This window comes from Pantoea sp. X-Soil-ISGK-259 (assembly GCF_059730705.1).
The window spans coordinates 3003606-3020586 of record NZ_AP035986.1 but is presented as its reverse complement, the minus strand read 5'-3'; the positions used below and the strand labels follow the sequence as shown (position 1 = coordinate 3020586).

Here is a 16981-nt window from a genome sequence, read left to right as displayed (position 1 = left end):
GATTTTACTGACCCGTTTCTGAGTATCCCTAATCATGTTGCAAAATATTCGTATCGTGCTGGTTGAGACGTCTCACACCGGTAACATGGGCTCCGTTGCGCGCGCCATGAAAACCATGGGCTTAACTAACCTCTATCTGGTTAATCCGCTGGTCAAGCCTGACTCACAGGCTATCTCCCTGGCCGCCGGTGCCAGTGACGTTATCGGCGAGGCTAAAATTGTCGACTCGCTGGATGAGGCGATCGCCGGATGCAGTCTGGTCGTTGGCACCAGCGCCCGTTCCCGCTCGCTGCCCTGGCCGATGCTGGATGCACGTGAATGTGGCGTGAAAAGCGTGGAAGAGGGCCAGCAGGCACCTGTTGCGCTGGTGTTTGGTCGTGAACGTGTTGGCCTGACCAATGAAGAGTTGCAGAAGTGCCATTATCACGTCGCGATTCAGGCTAATCCGGAATACAGTTCGCTGAACCTGGCGATGGCGGTGCAGATTATCGCCTATGAAGTGCGCATGGCGTGGTTACAGTCGCAGGAGCAGGCCAGCCCGGCACCGAAGTATGAAGAATCCCCTTATCCGCTGGTGGATGACCTTGAACGCTTCTATCAGCATATGGAGCAGATGATGCTGAACAGCGGTTTTATCCGTGAAGCTAATCCGGGTCAGGTGATGAGTAAACTGCGTCGTTTATACACCCGCGCACGCCCGGAACGTGATGAACTCAACATCCTGCGTGGCATGCTTTCATCGTTTGAAAAGCGTAAAAACGAGAAAAAAGAAGCAGATAATAGTTGAGTAAATTACCAGGTTAAATACCTGACTAATTTACCAGGTTAAATAGTTGACCAAATTACTCGGGAATGGCAGACTTCAGCGCATCTGTTGCTAATCCTCCGATAACCGGACGCTATTGAGGTCACACGCTATGAGACTGACATCCAAAGGACGTTATGCCGTTACTGCAATGCTGGACGTTGCCCTTCACTCCCATGAAGGTCCGGTCCCGCTGGCGGATATTTCCGAGCGTCAGGGCATTTCGCTCTCCTATCTGGAGCAGTTATTCTCCCGACTGCGTAAAAATGGTCTGGTCTCGAGCGTGCGTGGTCCGGGTGGCGGTTATCTGTTAGGTAAAGAATCCAACACCATTTCTGTCGGTGAAGTGATTACCGCCGTGGATGAGTCTGTTGATGCGACCAAATGCCAGGGTAAAGAAGGTTGTCAGGGTGGCGAGCGCTGCCTGACTCACGTGCTGTGGCGCGATCTGAGCGTGCGCATCAGTGAATTCCTGAACAATATTACGCTGGCTGAGCTGGTGAATAATCAGGAGATTCTGGATGTGGCCGATCGTCAGAATGCAATTGATAATCGTCGCTTCCAGAGCCCGCGTTCTCAGGGAATTAACGTTAACCAACGCGCCTCCTGATCCCCGCTGTTGCGGCCCTTACTGCTAACGCGGTCAGGGCCGAATCTGCTATAAAGACGTATGATTTTTTATACGGAGCTGTAGCGCAATGAAATTACCGATTTACCTGGATTATGCCGCCACCACGCCGGCCGATCCGCGTGTAGCCAGCAAAATGATGCAGTTTCTGACGCTGGATGGCACGTTCGGTAATCCGGCCTCGCGATCGCACCGTTTTGGCTGGCAGTCTGAAGAAGCGGTTGATGTTGCCCGTAATCAGATCGCCGAACTGGTCAACGCCGATCCCCGCGAAATCGTCTTTACCTCTGGCGCCACCGAATCCGATAACCTCGCGATCAAAGGCGCTGCCCATGCCCACCAGGCACGCGGCAAACATATCATCACCAGCCAGACCGAACATAAAGCGGTGCTCGACAGCTGCCAGCAGCTGGAGCGTGAAGGCTTTGATGTCAAGTATCTGACGCCAGCAACCAATGGCATTATCTCGCCTGACCAGTTACGTGCGGCGCTGCGCGACGACACGATTCTGGTCACTCTGATGCATGTGAACAATGAAACCGGGGTGATTCAGGATATTGCCGCCTTTGGTGAAATTTGCCGTGAGCGTGAGATTCTGTTCCATGTTGATGCCACCCAGAGCGTTGGCAAATTGCCCATCGATCTCAGCCTGTTACCGGTCGATTTGATGTCGTTTTCTGCCCACAAGCTTTATGGCCCGAAAGGCATCGGCGCGCTCTATGTACGGCGTAAACCGCGCGTGCAGATCGCTGCGCAGATCCACGGCGGCGGACATGAACGCGGAATGCGCTCCGGGACCTTGCCGGTGCATCAGATTGTCGGCATGGGTGAAGCCTATCGTATTGCCGCCGAAGAGCGCGAAACTGAAATGGCGCGGATTCAGGCGCTACGCGATCGCCTGTGGCAGGGCATCAGCGCACTGCCGGACGTTACCCTTAATGGCGATCTGCAGCAGAGTGCACCGAATATTCTTAACCTCAGTTTCGCTGATGTTGAGGGTGAATCACTGATCATGGCGCTGAAAGACCTGGCGCTCTCTTCCGGTTCGGCCTGTACCTCCGCCAGCCTGGAGCCTTCCTATGTCCTGCGCGCGCTGGGCCTGAGTGAAGAACTGGCGCACAGTTCGCTTCGCTTCTCGCTGGGACGCTTCACGACCGAAGAAGAGATCGACTACGCCATTGCACTGGTGCAGAAGTCAGTGACCCGTCTGCGGGCCTTAATGAAATCCTGATACCCGGCGATAGTCCGGAAACTGCGCCAATATGGGCACTTCGCTGGCAACGCCCGGCGGAATCTGTTATCAGGTCTCTCTGTGAATTACATTTAACATCTTATTAAAGCCGTTATAACAATCAGGCTGGATGAAACAGATAACGATTACGGAGCTTTTCGATGACCACACAACCGATGAACATTACGCTTAGCAGCCAGCCCGCCGATGCGCGCTGGGGCGAAAAAGCGATTCTCAGCAGCAACGACAGCGGCATGACACTGCACCTGACCGGCGCAGATGCGCTGAATACCATTCAGCGTGCGGCCCATAAAATCGATGGCCAGGGCATCCGCCATGTGGCGCTGACCGGCGAAGGCTGGCACCTTGAGCAGTGCTGGGCATTCTGGCAGGGCTTCCGTGGCCCGAAAGGCCAGCGTCAGGTTGACTGGCCTGAACTGGGCGAACATGAGCAGGCGGAGTTTGATCGCCGTCTGAAAATCATCGACTGGGTGCGCAACGTCATTAACCTGCCCGCAGAAGATCTGGGGCCGGAGCAGCTGGCGCACAATGCCGTCGATCTGATCAGTGAAGTGGGCGGTGACGCCGTCAGCTATCGTATTACCAAAGGCGATGAACTGCGGGTGCAGGGTTATATGGGCCTGCATACTGTGGGACGCGGTTCAAATCGTCCGCCGGTCTATCTGGCGCTCGACTACAACCCGACCGGCGACGAGAATGCGCCGGTTTACGCCTGCCTGGTCGGTAAAGGCATTACCTTTGATACCGGCGGCTACAGCCTGAAGCAGAGCAGCTTTATGGACTCGATGAAGTCTGACATGGGCGGCGCGGCGACGGTGACTGGCGCGCTGGCGATGGCGATTTCTCGCGGTCTTAACAAGCGCGTCAAACTCTACCTCTGCTGCGCCGATAATATGGTCAGCAGCAACGCCTTCAAGCTGGGCGACATTATTCGCTATCGCAACGGCAAATCGGTGGAAGTGATGAATACCGACGCGGAAGGCCGCCTGGTGCTGGCCGACGGTTTGATCGACGCCAGCGAGCAGAACCCGACGATGATCATTGACGCCGCAACGCTGACCGGCGCGGCTAAAACGGCGCTGGGCAACGATTACCATGCGCTGTTCACCTTTGATGAGGTGATGGCGCAGTCGCTGATGGGCAGCGCAGTGAGTGAGAACGAACCTTTCTGGCGTCTGCCGCTGGCCGAATTCCATCGCAGCCATCTGCCGTCTAACTTTGCCGATCTTAATAACATTGCCAGTCCGTCTCATGCGGCCGGTGCCAGCAGCGCGGCAGCGTTCCTGTCACACTTCGTCAGCAACTATCAGCAGGGCTGGCTGCACATCGACTGCTCTGCGACCTATCGCAAAGGCGCCGTTGATCAGTGGGCGGCAGGTGCAACAGGTCTGGGCGTGCGTACCCTCGCCAATCTGTTACTGAAATAAGCCGATCTCAGCGGTGGCTGATGCTGCCGCTGTTCAGAGGGAAACTATGAACCGTCTTGAAGAGGTGCTGAAGCTGGCGGCGACTGAGCCTGCCCATCGGCCCGAGTTTTTCCAGTTGCTGCTGGAATCTGACGTCTTTGTTCCGGGCGAAAGTACCACGCAACAGTTTGATGCCAGCACGCCCGTTGATCTCCAGCACTGGGAAAAAGAGGATGGCAGCAGCATTATTCCTTTTTTCACGTCAGAAGAGGCGATGAGTGAAGCGGTAAACGGTGAGCAATCCTGGCTGCGTCTGCCGGTACGGACGTTGTTTGAGATGACGCGTGGCGAGACGCTGTTTCTCAATCCTAAACTGCCTTCCGGCAAAGAGTTCACTGCAGCGGAGATCACGCATCTGCTGGCGGAAGAGGGCAGTGCGCTAAGTCAGCAGACTGTGCTGGAAGGCGGGCAGTCACTGCTGCTCTCTGAGGTGGCTGAACCGCCTGCACAGATGATCGACTCGCTGACTCAGTTGTTTACGAAGCATAAGCAGGTGCGTCGGGCATTTATTGCCAGCATTCGTGAACGGGCAGACGAAGCACCTAATTTACTGATTGGCATTGAAGCGGACAGCAACATTGAAGCGATCATCCAGGCGGCGGGCAGTGTGGCAACGGATACGCTGCCAGACGATGCGCCAGTGGATATCTGTGAAGTGATGCCGAACGATCGCGGCATCAGCCACTTCTTTACCGCGCACATCACCCCCTTCTATGAACGTCGCTGGGGCAGTTTCCTGCGTGACTTCAAGGGCAGTGAGCGGATTATCTGACGCACTCAATACAAACAGGCGGCTCATGAGCCGCCTGTTTTTTATTTCGCAATAGGCAGGTCGTCCCGGCTGCCCCATTCGCCCCAGGATCCGTCATACAGCGTGGCATCCCGTGCGCCCAGCGCGGTCAGCGCCAGAATCAACACCACCGCCGTTACGCCTGAGCCACAGCTGGCGACCACTGGCTGGGAAATATCGACACCTGCGTCAGCAAAAATTCTGCGCAGTTCCGCTTCCGGCTTGAGTGTTCCCTGCTCAACCAGCATATTCCACGGCACGTTCAGGCTGTTGGGAATATGGCCGCGATGCAGGCCGGGACGCGGTTCGTCCACTTCAGCGTTAAAACGATTGGCAGCACGGGCATCAACAATCTGCGCGCCGCCTTCATGGCTGATCAGCAGCACATCCGTCAGGCGTTTCACCCGGCTTTCATCCGCGTGGGCTTCAAACTCACCTTCCGGCAGATTCACTTCGCCGCTTGCCAGCGCAAAACCGGCCGCTTTCCAGCCCTGCAATCCCCCGGCCAGAATCGACACCTGAGCCACACCAAAGGTCTTCAGCATCCACCAGGCGCGGGGTGCGGAAAAGAGATTGCCTTCGTCATAAACGACCAGATGTTTATCACTGCTGATGCCCAGCTCGCGCATCGCGACGGCAAAGGTCTCGGCACGCGGCAGCATATGCGGATAAGGGCTGGTGTGATCGGAAAGGGCTTCAATATCAAAGTAAGGGGCGTCAGGTAAATGACCCGCCAGATACTCAGCCTGGATATCGCGAACCGCTTCCATTCCGGGTGGCAACAAACGTGCATCCAGTACCTGAAGGCGTTCATCGTTGTAGTGCTCTTGTAACCAGTCGGCGGACACAAACAGTGGCGTCGTCATAACAACCTCATCTCAGCAATCTGTCATACCAGTGTCAGGGAATGTGCGCACCATCTCAAGAGAAGCGTTGATTAAATGCGAGCATTGATATGAAATTGCGCGGCGTAATCAAACGACACTCCCTGCGTCCCGGTGAAGGAACTACCATGAAGAAACGCAACACCCGGCTGCTGTTCAGCATGCTGATCGGTGGCTCGCTGCTGTCAGCAACTCTATTACCTGTTTTGCCTCTTCAGGCGGCAGAGGCACCCTCAACGGCTCAGGTCAGCAAACCGCTGACCATTATCGATCTCTCAGAACTGCAGATCGACGGTGCCGCTGCGCTGGTCTTAACCTTCAGTCAGCCGCTGGATGATAAACAGGATATCGCGCAAAAAGTCAGGCTGACTGACGATAAACAGGGCCGGGTGGATGGCGGCTGGGAGCTTTCCGCTAACCGCAAAACGTTGCGCTTCCGTCATCCTGAACCCTCACGTCACTTCACCGTCACGGTGGATGCAGGATTGCGCGCGGCCAGCGGTGAAACGCTTGCCGCCGATTACAGCCAGAAAATCGCCACCAGTGATATCCAGCCGATGGTGGGGTTTGCCAGTCGCGGTTCATTGCTGCCGCTGCGTATCACGCAGGGACTGCCGGTGCTGGCGCTAAATGTGAACCAGGTCGATGTCGATTTCTTCCGCATTAAGAATGCCGGCCTGGCAGAATTCCTCTCGCAGTGGAATTACGGCAATAACCTCTCCAGCTGGCAGTCACAGGATCTGTTGAAAAGCAGCCAGCTGGTCTACTCCGGTCGCTTCGAGCTTAATCCGGCGCGCAACACCCGTGAAAAATTGCAGTTGCCGATGAGTGACATTACCGCGCTTCAGCAGCCGGGCGTCTATCTGGCGGTGATGAAGCAGGCCGGAACGTATCGCTACAGCCAGCCCGCTACACTTTTCACCCTGAGCGACATTGGCCTCTCACTGCATCGCTTCCCGACTCAATTTGAACTGTTTGCCCAGAGCCTGGCAAACGGCCAGACACTTTCCGGCGTCAGCGTCAGGTTGCTGGATGCCAAAGGGCAGGTGCTGCAAAGCGGCACCAGTGACAACACCGGCCATCTGCGCCTCAGGGCGGATGAAAAAGGCAGGATCCTGCTGGCCGTGCAGGGTGAACAGACCTCAATGATTGACCTGTCGCGTCCGGCGCTGGATCTCGCGGAGTTTCCGGTTGCCGGACCGCAGGGTTATGACAAACAGCTGTTTGTCTTTGGGCCGCGCGATATCTATCGCCCAGGCGAAATCGTCATCGTCAATGCGCTGCTGCGTGATGCCGACGGACATCCGTTGCCCGTTCAGCCGATAAAAGCAGAACTGGTGCAGCCCGATGGCCAGGTGATGCGAACCTTTGTCTGGCAGCCTGAGGCGGGCCTCTACCAGCAGCGCCTGACACTGCCCGAATCTGCCATGACCGGCAACTGGATACTGCGACTCAATACCGGCGATAACCTCAAGCGTGAATGGACGTTCCACGTCGAGGATTTTCTGCCGGAGCGTATGGCGTTAACCCTGAAAAATGACCCTCAGCCGCAGCCTGCTGATGCCCCCGTTGAGTTTGGTATTGAGGGGCGTTATCTCTTTGGCGCACCGGCGGCGGGTAACACGTTACAGGGACAACTCTATCTGCGACCGGCACGCGAAGCGGTGGCTGCACTGCCGGGCTACCAGTTTGGTGACATTACCGAAGAGGGGCTAAAGCGCACGCTGGATGAGGTCGATCTCAAACTCGACGCCAGCGGTAAAGCGCAGCTTTCGGTAGAGAGTCAGTGGGATCAGCTGCACTCTCCGCTCAACCTGATCCTGCAGGCCAGCCTGCTGGAGACCGGTGGACGTCCGGTCACCCGACGCGCTACCCAGGCCATCTGGCCTGCAGAAGCTCTGCCGGGTATCCGGCCGCTGTTCGGTAACAAGGCCGTTTATGACTACCGCAGTGACAGCTATCACGATGAGCCTACCGTGCCGGAAGAGAGCCTGGCCGAATTCGATATTGTCTATGCCAACAGTCAGGGCAAGAAACTGGCGGCAGACAAGCTGGATGTGCGCCTGATCCGTGAGCGCCGTGACTACTACTGGAGCTTCTCGGACAGCGAAGGCTGGCAGTCGCAGTATGGCGACAAGGACCTGCAGGAAGATGAACGCGCCATCTCAATCCCGGCTGACGGCAGCACCAAAGTCAGCTTCCCGGTTGAGTGGGGCCACTACCGGCTGGAAGTGCAGGCGGGCGAGAAGATCGTCAGCAGCGTGCGGTTCCAGGCCGGTTATGACTGGCAGGACAACACCAACGGCACGGGTGCACTGCGTCCGGATCAGGTCAGACTGAAGCTGGACAAAGCGGCTTACCAGCCGGGCGACACCGTGCATCTGCAGGTTGACTCCCCGGCAGCCGGTAAAGGTTACCTGATGGTGGAGTCGAGCAGCGGCACGCTCTGGTGGCAACCGCTGACTGTACCTGAGAGCGGCACAACAGTGGATGTCCCTGTTGCTGAGAGCTGGCGGCGTCACGATCTCTACTTCAGTGCCATCGTGGTGCGTGACGGCGATAAGGTCAGTGGCGCAACGCCAAAACGCGCGGTGGGGCTGTTGCATCTGCCGATGGCTACAGAAGCGCGCCGCTTAAACCTGACGCTGGATGCACCCGATAAAATCCGTCCTGAGCAACGCCTGACGGTAAAAGTTCATGCCAGTCGTGATGGCGGCCCGCTGACTGAAAAAGTGAATGTGCTGCTGTCAGCCGTGGATAGTGGCGTACTGAGCGTGACAGATTTTAAAACGCCCGATCCGTGGCAGGCTTTCTTTGGCCGTAAACGCTACAACGTCGATCAGTACGACGTCTTTGGCCAGCTAATTGAAGGCGGAGGCCGACTGGCGGCGCTGCGTTTTGGTGGTGATGGTGAAGATGAATCGATGACGCGCGGCGGTAAAAAGCCGGTAACGCATGTGAATATCGTGGCGCAACAGTTGCAGGCGGTAACGCTGGATAAAGAGGGCAACGGGACGATTACGCTACCGATCCCGGCGTTTAACGGCGAACTGCGGCTGATGACCCAGGCCTGGAGCGACGATAGCTTCGGCGCGGCAGAGCGCAAACTGGTGGTTGCGGCGCCGCTGATCAGCGAACTGGCCACGCCGCGCTTCCTTGCCAGCGGCGACTCGGCATCACTGGCGCTCGATCTCACGAACCTGACCGATCTGCCGCAAACTCTGAAAGTGGATGTGGCCAGCAGTGGCTTAGTCGATCTGACCGGTGCGGCCAGCCAGAGCGTGACGCTGGCCAAAGGCGCTCGTACCACACTGCAGATTCCGGTCACGGCGAAAACCGGCTTTGGTGATGGCGAGATTGCCGTACAGATTTCCGGTCTGAACCTGCCGGGTGAACAGGTTAAGGCCAGCAAACAGCAGTGGAAAATCGGCGTCCGGCCGCCTTATCCTGCCCTGTCGCTGAACTTTGATGCCGTTATCAATCCCGATCAGCCCTGGCAGATCGCGGCAGCGGCGCTGACCGGCCTGGATGCACAGACCCTGAGTGGACAACTCACGCTGAGCAATCGTCCGCCGCTGAATATCGCCAGCTATATCAGTGCGCTCTATGCCTATCCCTACGGCTGTCTGGAACAGACTACCAGCGGGCTCTGGCCTTCGCTTTACACCAGCCATGCTGAGCTAACTGCTATGGGCATTAAAACCAGCAGCGATGAAGCGCGACGGGCCGCCGTCGACACCGGCATTGCTCGTCTGGCGGGCATGCAGCGGGCTAACGGCAGTTTCGGGCTGTGGGATAAACAGAGTGAAGAGGAGTTCTGGCTGACGCCTTATGTAACGGACTTCCTGCTGCGCGCCAGTGAGGCGGGCTATGCGCTGCCAGATAATGTGGTTGATCGCGCTAACGCACGGCTGCTGCGCTACTTGCAGGATCCCGCGCAGATCAGCGGCGGCAGCAGTGACGACAACGCCGCGCTGCAGTTCAGCGTGCAGGCTTACGCCGGATTGGTGCTGGCGCGTCAGCAGCGCGCGCCACTGGGTGCGCTGCGTGCATTGTATGAAAAGCGTGAGAAAGCCCGCTCCGGCCTGGCGCTGATGCAGCTGGGTGTCGCGCTGAAGCTGATGGGTGACGGGCAGCGCGCATCGCTTGCGATCATGCAGGGTGCCACGCTGACCCGCTCGGACAAAGCGTGGTACGGCGACTATGGCAGCACGGTGCGCGATGAGGGGATGATGATTGCCCTGTTAGCAGAGAATAAGCTGCAGCCTGATTTGCAGAATAGTCTGCTGCTGTCGCTCTCCAAAGAGGTCAGGGGAAAACGCTGGTTCTCGACCCAGGAAAATAACGCGCTTTATCTGGCTGCGCATACCTTACAGCAGGCGCAGGGCGGGAGCTGGCAGGCGCAGCTGTCCGGTAACCCAGCTCCGTTACAGGGCGATGCACCGCTGAATAAAGGGCTGGGCGCGGAGCAACTGCTGCAGGGGCTAACCATCAGTAATCCGGGCAGTGCGCCGCTGTATGGTCGTCTGGACGTCACCGGTTATCCGCTGGCTGCGCCTCAGCCGGAGAGTAATGTGCTCGGGATAAAACGTGAATATTTCACCCTGGATGGCAAAGCTGCCGATCTCAGTAATCTGCGCAGCGGTGAATTGCTGGTGGTTCGTCTGACGGTCTCCTCGAAACGCAGCATCAGCGATGCGCTGGTGGTGGATCTGCTGCCTGCTGGTCTGGAGCTGGAAAACCAGAATCTGGCGGATAGCAGCGCCAGCCTCGGTGACAGTGCGGATGCGCTGAAGGAGAGCATGGGTGACATGCAGCAGGCTGATATCAAACACATCGAGTTCCGAGACGATCGATTCGTCGCGACCCTGGCGGTGGATACCTATCGTCCCGCCACGCTGGTCTATCTGGCCCGGGCGGTCACGCCGGGTCGCTATCTGATGCCACCGCCGCAGGTGGAGTCGATGTATGTGCCGGAGTGGCGCGCCACCGGCAGTACACCGCCGCAGCTGCATATCCAGTAAGTGATGCAGGGCGTGATTAACATCAGCGCCATTAAAAAGCGGTGGCTCGCGCTGCCGCTTTTTTTTCTGGCGTTATGGCTGGCGACATGGGGACTGGATCGGCTGTTCCCGCTGCCGCTTAAAGAGGTGCAGCCTGCGCGGGTGATTGTGGCCAGCGACGGCACGCCGCTGTGGCGCTTTGCGGACAGCAAGGGCATCTGGCGCTATCCCGTCACACCAGAAGAGGTCGCTCCGGCTTATCTGCAGGCGCTGCTCACCTACGAAGATCGCTGGTTCTGGTATCACCCCGGCATCAATCCCCTGGCGCTGGTGCGTGCGGCCTGGCAGGATTTGCGCCATCAAAGCGTTATTTCCGGTGGCAGCACGCTGACCATGCAGGTAGCACGCCTTATCGACCCGCAACCCCGTACGCTGCGGGGCAAGCTAATCCAGGCGTGGCGGGCGCTGCAGCTTGAATGGCACCTTTCCAAACGTGACATCCTGACGCTCTACCTTAACCGTGCGCCTTTTGGCGGCACGCTGGAAGGAGTGGGCGCGGCAAGCTGGAGCTGGCTGGGGAAATCCCCGTCACAGCTGACACCGGGCGAGGCAGCGCTGCTGGCGGTTTTGCCGCAGGCACCCAGCCGACTTCGCCCCGATCGCTGGCCAGAGCGGGCAGAAGCGGCACGCAATAAAGTGCTGGATCGGCTGGCGGAATACCGCATCTGGTCCGCTGAGCAGGTGGCGGAAATCCGTCAGGAGCCGGTCTGGCTGCCGCCACGGCAGATGCCGCAGATGGCGCCGCTGCTGGCCCGGCGATTACTGTCGATCAGTTCCAGCGACAAGATTGTCTCCACGCTCGATCCTTCACTGCAGCGCGAACTGGAAAGCCTGGCGCTGAACGTTAAAAACCAGCTTCCGCCGCGCACCTCACTGGCGATGCTGGTGGTCGATCACACCACCATGGCGGTTCGGGGCTATGTCGGTTCGGCTGACTTTACCGATGACAGTCGGTTCGGGCATGTGGACATGATCGCCAGCGTGCGTTCGCCTGGCTCGGTGTTAAAACCCTTTGTTTACGGCATGGCGCTGGATGAGGGGCTGATTCATGCCGAATCGCTGCTGCAGGATGTGCCGCGTCGCTTTGGTGATTACCGACCAGGCAATTTCGACACCGGTTTTCACGGGCCGGTCAGCGCCAGCGATGCGCTGGTACGCTCCCTGAATCTGCCGGCTGTACAGGTGCTGGAGGCGCTGGGACCGAAAAACGTTGCGGCGCGTCTGCGCAATGTGGGTCTGAATTTACGTTTCCCGCCAGGCGCGGAACCCAATCTTTCGTTGATTCTTGGCGGCACCGGCGCCCGTATGGATGAAATTGTGGCGGCTTATAGCGCCTTTGCCCGTCACGGCAATGCCGCTGCACTGCGCTGGACGCCCGATCAACCCTTGCAGCAGCGACCGCTGCTTTCACCCGCATCGGCGTGGATCATCCGGCGCATCCTGGCGGGTGAAGCGCAACCGGCCGGTAATGGCAGCGTACCTGATGTGGTGCCGCTGGCCTGGAAAACCGGCACCAGTTACGGCTATCGCGACGCCTGGTCGGTGGGCATCAATCCCCGTTATCTGATTGGCGTCTGGGTGGGGCGGCCGGATGCGACTCCGGTTGCCGGGCAGTTTGGTTTCGCCTCTGCCGTGCCAGTCATGAATCAGATTAACAGCGTGCTGATGAGCCGTCTCGGCAGGCGTGACGTGCCGGTCGACCCACGTCCGGCCTCGGTAACGGTCGCGACCATATGCTGGCCTGGTGGTCAGCCGTTGCCTGCCGGAGATGAAAACTGCCGCCAGCGTCGGCAAAGCTGGGTCGCTTCTGATACGTTGCCGCCAACACTGCTGGCGCCCGGTCAGGAGAGCCTCAGCGGATTACGCGCGGGCTACTGGCAAAATGCGCAGGGACTGCGCGTCGCAGCAGATTGCCCCGGCGCCACCCGCCACGAACGGCTGGTCTGGCCGCTGCCGCTGGAAGCGTGGCTGCCGCCTCAGGAGCGGCGGGCGCAGCGCTTACCGCCTGTCGATACCCATTGTCCGCCATTACAACAGGGCAGTAGCGCACCACTGATTGTCACCGGCGTTATTGAGCGGCAAATCGTTAAACCGCTGCCGGGTAATAGCACGCTGACGATCCCGGTCGCGGTGCAGGGAGGGCAGGGCACGCAACGCTGGTGGTTCCTGAATGGTGAGCCATTGATGACGCAAAACGCGGCGAACAGCCTGTCGCTGCATCTTGATCATCCCGGCGAGTATCAGCTGGTGGTAATGGATGAAGAGGGACAACTTGTCTCGGTCACCTTCACTCGGGGCTGACGATTTTTTGCGCTAAATCATAACTATGGCGCGCCTGCCTCGACTCAGATCAAGAATTTTCAACAAATTGGGGATCTCTGATAGGCAATGCCGCACTCAGCCCCTATAATCGGCGCCGTTTCTTAACCGGGGCGGACGCCACCGGTTTCTTCAGAACGTCAAGACAGAGGTCATCATGGCAATCGAACGTACTTTTTCTATCATCAAGCCAAACGCCGTCGCTAAAAATGTGATTGGTGCTATCTATAACCGTTTTGAAAGCGCTGGCTTCAAAATCGTTGGCGCAAAAATGCTGCAGCTGAGCAAAGAGCAGGCTGAAGGCTTTTACGCTGAGCACCAGGGCAAGCCATTCTTCGATGGTCTGGTTGAATTCATGACCTCTGGCCCGGTTGTTGTATCCGTGCTGGAAGGTGAAAATGCGGTTCAGCGTCACCGTGACCTGATGGGTGCAACTAACCCGGCAAACGCACTGGCTGGCACACTGCGTGCTGACTACGCTGACAGCTTCACCGAAAACGCGACCCACGGTTCAGATTCTGCTGAATCCGCTGCCCGCGAGATCGCTTATTTCTTCGGCGAAAACGAAATCTGCCCACGTACCCGTTAATCGCCCGGCGATAAACGTTACAGCGGCTTTACAAAAATCTGCGTAGGGGAGGTCACTCCCGCCTGTTATCAGGCCGCAGATGTTGTACAATATTGCGCCTTCATTGACATCGCTTAATGAAGGCGCAATTTTTTCACCTATCCCTGAACAGCGCCATAACGTGTAACAACGAGGCCAGAGAATATTATGTCCGAACAGATTGAGACGTCCGCGTCCGTGTCCCCCATTGTCGTTTCTCCCAAAAGCCAGAAAATAAACCTGCTGGATCTCAACCGTCAGCAGATGCGGGAATTTTTCCTGTCGCTGGGCGAGAAGCCTTTCCGCGCCGATCAGGTCATGAAGTGGATTTATCACTACTGCTGCGATGACTTCGAGCAGATGACCGACATCAACAAAAAGCTGCGTAACCGGCTGATGGAGCTGACGGAAATCCGCGCGCCAGAAGTGGCGGAAGAGATGCGCTCCACCGACGGCACCATTAAATGGGCCATTCGCGTGGGCGACCAGCTGGTGGAAACGGTCTACATCCCGGAAGGCGATCGCGCCACGCTGTGTGTCTCTTCACAGGTGGGGTGTGCGCTGGAGTGTAAATTCTGTTCGACCGCACAGCAGGGCTTTAACCGTAACCTGCGGGTGTCAGAAATTATTGGTCAGGTGTGGCGTGCGGCGAAAATTGTTGGTGCAGCCAAAATCACCGGCCAGCGTCCTATCACCAACGTGGTGATGATGGGCATGGGCGAGCCCCTGCTCAATCTCAATAACGTGGTTCCGGCGATGGAGATCATGCTGGATGACTTCGGTTTTGGTCTGTCGAAGCGTCGCGTAACCCTCTCCACCTCTGGCGTCGTGCCTGCGCTGGATAAACTGGGTGATATGATCGACGTGGCGCTGGCGATCTCGCTGCATGCAGCAAACGACAAGCTGCGTGATGACATCGTGCCGATCAACAAAAAGTACAATATCGAAACCTTCCTGGCGGCGGTGAAGCGTTACATCGCGAAATCCAACGCCAACCAGGGACGCGTGACCATTGAGTACGTCCTGCTGGATCACGTCAATGACAGCACTGATGATGCGCATGAACTTGCCGCATTACTGAAAGAAACACCGTGTAAAATCAACCTGATTCCGTGGAATCCCTTCCCGGGCGCGCCGTATGGCCGTAGCTCTAACAGCCGTATCGATCGCTTCTCCAAAGTTTTAATGGACTATGGTTTTACCACCATCGTGCGTAAAACCCGTGGTGACGACATTGATGCCGCCTGCGGTCAGTTAGCCGGCGAAGTCATTGACCGTACCAAGCGGACGATGCGCATCAAAATGGCGGGTGAAGCCATATCTGTGAAGCCTCTCTAGAAGGTTGAAATCGCGCGTTTCCTGACGTGATGACCCGTGGCAGGCTGCAGCCTGTCAACGTCAAACGGAGGGAAACGATTATGCGTAATGGATTACCTGCAGTGTTGCTGGCGCTGTTTGTTGTAAGCGGGTGTGTCAGTCAGCCGCGTGAACCTGGCGCAGAAGAGGTGCGTCTGCAGTTAGGGATGCACTATCTGGCCAGTGGCGACGCTGCTGCGGCTGAGCGAAACTTTCTAAGGGCACAGGCCGCTGCGCCACATGATTACCGGGTCTCGCTTGCGCTGGCACGGCTGGCACTGAAGCAGGGTAATCAGACAGCGGCGCAGGCACGGTTTATACTGGCACAGCAGCAGGCGCCGGATAATGGTTTTGTTGCTAACAATTACGGTGCGTTTCTCTGCGCTTTAAGGCAGTATGACGAAGCGCATCAACAGTTTAGTCGGGCAAGCGCAGCACAGCAGTTTGATGCTCGCAATGACGCGCTTGAACTGGCAGGCTTTTGTTATCTGCAGGCTGGCGATGTTGCTGCTGCCCGCAGGGCGTTACGTCAGGCCATTGATGCTGACAGGCGTAAAGCTGACTCGCTGCTGTCGGAAGCTGAAAAGCAGCTGGCAGATAACCATCTGTCGAAGGCTCAGGTTTTGCTTAGTGTTTACCAGCAACAACTGCCTGAAACAGCACGAAGTCTGGCGTTACACTTACGTTTCGCCGCGCTACAGGGAAATGCCGCTGACGTTTCACGTTATGGCGACCGGTTAGCGCGACGTTTTCCGCAATCGATACAGTACCAGCGTTATTTAGCTAATGAATACTGAAGCCACTCAAGAAAACTCTGCATTACAATCAACAGGTGAACGCCTGCGTCTGGCCCGTGAGCAGATGGGGCTGACGCAGCAGAACGTCGCTGAACGCCTGTGCCTGAAACTTTCTACCGTGCGTGACATTGAGGAGGACAAATCACCTGCTGATTTAGCTTCCACGTTCCTGCGCGGCTACATTCGCTCTTACGCGCGTCTGGTGCATATTCCTGAAGAGGAACTGCTGCCGATGATGGCGAAGCAGACACCGATTCGGTCTTCAAAGATTGAGCCGATGCAAAGTTTTTCACTGGGCAAACGCCGCAAGAAACGCGACGGCTGGTTAATGATTTTTACCTGGCTGGTGGTGTTTGTGGTCGTGGGGCTGACGGGCGCCTGGTGGTGGCAGAACCATAAAGCGTCTCAGGACGATCTGGTGCCGATGACCGACCAGAGCAGTAGCAGCGGTGATAATGGTCAGTCGATTCCGCTGGGTGAAAGCAGTGGTGATAGCGCGGCACCTGCCGCAACTGACGAGAGCAACACCACCACGACCAGTAACAGCGGCGCAGCCAGTGCGCCGGCGAGTGCGGCTCCGGCCGCCACCGCCAGCAATAGCGCGACCACCACTCAGCCGGATAACACCAGCAATGCTGTGGTGTCGCCGAGCCAGGCGCCAGTGGACAACTCAGCGGCTGCACCAGCAGCCACGACGCCGACAACCAGCGCGGCACCTCCGATGCCCGTCGGTGCAGCTGCGGTCAATGAGCCGGCAGCTGACCCTAATGCGGTGGTCATGAACTTCAACGCCGACTGCTGGCTGGAAGTCAGTGACGCGACCGGCAAAAAACTGTTCAGCGGCATTCAGCGTAGTGGTGGTAAACTCAGCCTCGCAGGAACGCCTCCGTATCGTCTGAAAATTGGCGCGCCTCGTGCGGTTCAGGTGCAATATCAGAATCAGCCCGTTGATTTAAGTCGTTTTATCCGTAATAACCAGGTTGCTCGCCTGACGTTGGGTGCGCAATAACAGCG

12 protein-coding genes are annotated in these 16981 nt (G+C 57.5%); 11 read left to right on the top strand and 1 reads right to left on the bottom strand.

Annotated elements, in window-relative coordinates; all coding sequences use genetic code 11:
• Positions 1-34 precede the first annotated feature (34 nt).
• The 5 genes from trmJ (at position 35) to sseB (ending at position 4923) form a co-directional block, all read left to right on the top strand.
• Positions 35-787, top strand: a complete 753-nt coding sequence (trmJ, locus tag AC6I77_RS14280) for a tRNA (cytosine(32)/uridine(32)-2'-O)-methyltransferase TrmJ (protein ID WP_003848663.1) — start codon at positions 35-37, stop codon at positions 785-787.
• Between the two features lie 130 nt (positions 788-917).
• Complete coding sequence (iscR, locus tag AC6I77_RS14275; RefSeq protein WP_003848664.1) at positions 918-1415, top strand: Fe-S cluster assembly transcriptional regulator IscR; 498 nt, start codon at positions 918-920, stop codon at positions 1413-1415.
• Positions 1416-1503: 88 nt separating this feature from the next.
• On the top strand, positions 1504-2664 hold the full coding sequence (locus AC6I77_RS14270) for an IscS subfamily cysteine desulfurase (protein ID WP_140033139.1): 1161 nt from the start codon (positions 1504-1506) through the stop codon (positions 2662-2664).
• Between the two features lie 161 nt (positions 2665-2825).
• On the top strand, positions 2826-4112 hold the full coding sequence (pepB, locus tag AC6I77_RS14265; protein WP_003848667.1) for an aminopeptidase PepB: 1287 nt from the start codon (positions 2826-2828) through the stop codon (positions 4110-4112).
• 46 nt (positions 4113-4158) lie between these two features.
• Positions 4159-4923 carry an enhanced serine sensitivity protein SseB gene (sseB, locus tag AC6I77_RS14260; protein WP_003848669.1) on the top strand — a complete coding sequence of 255 codons (765 nt, stop codon included), beginning with the start codon at positions 4159-4161 and terminating at the stop codon, positions 4921-4923.
• A gap of 41 nt (positions 4924-4964) precedes the next feature.
• Here the strand turns inward: sseB and sseA are convergent, their stop codons facing one another.
• On the bottom strand, positions 4965-5807 hold the full coding sequence (sseA, locus tag AC6I77_RS14255; RefSeq protein ID WP_003848671.1) for a 3-mercaptopyruvate sulfurtransferase: 843 nt from the start codon (positions 5805-5807) through the stop codon (positions 4965-4967).
• Positions 5808-5953: 146 nt separating this feature from the next.
• Here sseA and AC6I77_RS14250 point away from each other — a divergent pair, with 146 nt between their 5' ends.
• The 6 genes from AC6I77_RS14250 (at position 5954) to rodZ (ending at position 16976) form a co-directional block, all read left to right on the top strand.
• Positions 5954-10849, top strand: a complete 4896-nt coding sequence (locus tag AC6I77_RS14250) for an alpha-2-macroglobulin family protein (protein WP_497817066.1) — start codon at positions 5954-5956, stop codon at positions 10847-10849.
• A 3-nt stretch (positions 10850-10852) separates the two neighbouring features.
• Positions 10853-13189, top strand: coding sequence for a peptidoglycan glycosyltransferase PbpC (gene pbpC, locus AC6I77_RS14245; protein ID WP_039659532.1), 2337 nt, complete (start codon positions 10853-10855; stop codon positions 13187-13189).
• A 175-nt stretch (positions 13190-13364) separates the two neighbouring features.
• Positions 13365-13796, top strand: coding sequence for a nucleoside-diphosphate kinase (gene ndk, locus AC6I77_RS14240; protein WP_003848684.1), 432 nt, complete (start codon positions 13365-13367; stop codon positions 13794-13796).
• Positions 13797-13982: 186 nt separating this feature from the next.
• Positions 13983-15152, top strand: a complete 1170-nt coding sequence (rlmN, locus tag AC6I77_RS14235; protein WP_039659533.1) for a dual-specificity RNA methyltransferase RlmN — start codon at positions 13983-13985, stop codon at positions 15150-15152.
• Positions 15153-15232: 80 nt separating this feature from the next.
• Positions 15233-15967 (top strand): type IV pilus biogenesis/stability protein PilW, encoded by a 735-nt coding sequence (gene pilW, locus AC6I77_RS14230; protein ID WP_039659535.1) that lies wholly within the window; start codon positions 15233-15235, stop codon positions 15965-15967.
• Positions 15957-16976: a cytoskeleton protein RodZ gene (gene rodZ / locus AC6I77_RS14225; RefSeq protein ID WP_003848690.1), complete on the top strand. Its 1020-nt coding sequence runs from the start codon at positions 15957-15959 to the stop codon at positions 16974-16976. Before pilW ends, rodZ begins: the two co-directional genes overlap by 11 nt.
• Positions 16977-16981 lie beyond the last annotated feature (5 nt).